This window comes from Streptomyces sp. NPDC039609, assembly GCF_055596705.1.
Map to the genome: position 1 here is coordinate 1 of NZ_JBVIUJ010000039.1, position 1467 is coordinate 1467.

The window sequence follows — 1467 nt, forward strand, 5'->3', positions numbered from 1 at the left end:
CGCCGCGTGCCCGAACACCCGCTTCACCGAGGAGTGCAGGATCCAGATCGTGGCCAGGGCCGCCACGATCATCGGCGCCATCATCTGCCAGGTGCCGTAGCCGAGGACCCGGCAGGACAGGCCCATGACCATCAGCGCCAGCGGCGGCTTGTCGACGGTGAGGAAGTTCCCGGAGTCCAGCGAGCCGAAGAACCAGGCCTTCCAGCTCTCGGTGCCGCTCAGCACGGCGGCGCTGTAGAAGCTGTTGAGGCCGGCTCCCGACAGGTTCCAGGAGTACAGCACCGCGGCCAGGGCGAGGACCGCGAGCAGCGCGGGAAGGGACCAACGCGGCGCGGGGGCGGCGTCCTTCGGCGGAACCGGCGGGGGCCCGGCGGTGCGGAGCTGGGTTTCGGTGGCTGATGTCACCCGAGCATGGTGGGCGGCCACGGTGGGAGGCCGCTGTGCCGGAGCTGGCCGCCGCCTGTGAAACCGGGCAGGCTCCGGTAACGACTCGCACAAGACTTCGCCACACCTACAACCATTCGCTCCCGTCCGGGAGTCATGTGGTGCATGACTTCTGGGATATCCCGCCGCGCGAGAGTGCTGGCGGCGGCCGTGGGTACGGGCGTTCTCGTGCCGCTCGTCGCCACCGCCACGCCCGCCTCCGCCGCTGCTCCGGCCGTGACCTGCACGTCCGCCAATGCGGGGCTCGCCGCCAAGCTGAAGAAGGACATCACCGCCGCGCTCGCCACCCGCAAGGGCACGGTCGCCGTCGGCCTCTACGACCGCAGCACCAACACGACCTGCACCCTGCGGGCGAGTTCCGCCTACGACTCGGCCAGCATCGTCAAGGTGACCGTCCTCGCCACGCTGCTGTGGGACGCGAAGAAGACGAACCGGTACCTCACCGACCGCGAGAACACCCTCGCCAAGGCGATGATCACCAAGTCGGACAATGCTGCGACCTCCACCCTGTGGAAGCAGCTCGGCATGACGAAGATCAAGAACTTCCTCGCGGCCGCCGGCATGACGCAGACCAAGCCCGGCGCGAACGGCTACTGGGGTCTGACGCAGATCACCGTCACCGACGAGCAGAAGCTGCTGAAGCTCCTCACCGCCAAGAACGCGGTCCTCAGCGACAACTCCCGCGCCTACATCATCAAGCTGATGGGCCAGGTCGTCTCGTCCCAGCGCTGGGGCACCCCGTACGGGGTGCCCTCAGGTGTCACCGTGGCCGTCAAGAACGGCTGGCTGCAGCGCTCCACCAACGGCTGGCGGGTGCACAGCGTCGGCGCGTTCAAGGGCGGCGGCCACGACTACGTGATGACCGTGCTGTCCCACGGCAACAGCACGATGAACTACGGCATCGCCACCATCCAGGCCGTGGCCAAGGTCATCCACAGGGATCTGGCGGCGAGTTGACGGGGGAGGCCGGGCCGAGAAGATCCAGGAGCCTCCTGACGACGGCGAGGATCGTGTAGAGCACGG

The 1467-nt window shown here is 68.2% G+C and carries 1 protein-coding gene and 1 pseudogene; one reads left to right on the forward strand and one right to left on the reverse strand.

Annotated features, from left to right (window positions below):
* Positions 1-405 (reverse strand): annotated as a pseudogene (locus ACZ561_RS40070) (hypothetical protein); the annotation flags it as partial.
* A 144-nt stretch (positions 406-549) separates the two neighbouring features.
* Here ACZ561_RS40070 and ACZ561_RS40075 point away from each other — a divergent pair.
* Positions 550-1401 carry a serine hydrolase gene (locus ACZ561_RS40075; protein WP_471005091.1) on the forward strand — a complete coding sequence of 284 codons (852 nt, stop codon included), beginning with the start codon at positions 550-552 and terminating at the stop codon, positions 1399-1401.
* Positions 1402-1467: the final 66 nt, after the last annotated feature.